The sequence below is a fragment of the Erwinia sp. ErVv1 genome (assembly GCF_900068895.1).
GTDB lineage: Bacteria > Pseudomonadota > Gammaproteobacteria > Enterobacterales > Enterobacteriaceae > Erwinia.
Genome location: NZ_CDPK01000011.1, coordinates 131,885 through 132,140, shown reverse-complemented (window position 1 = coordinate 132,140; position 256 = coordinate 131,885).

The window sequence follows — 256 nt, the reverse complement described above, 5'->3', positions numbered from 1 at the left end:
CCGCAGGGCTTTGCACCGCATCACCGCAACGACAGAAAACCCCGGTGACACGGCGGTATTTTTTGCAGGCAGGCCAAAACCCGCATCGGGGACAGAGCTACGTTGGGGCCTTAAAGTCAAAACCCGTTCCGGTGACACGGCTATGTTGCGGATCAGAACGCCGGGGTGCCGTAAACCCCTCCCTGGGGGCTTCACTGCCGCATCCCTGCGGCAGAGACCCGGCTTATCTGCTCCGCAACACCGCCTTCTGGCTGCG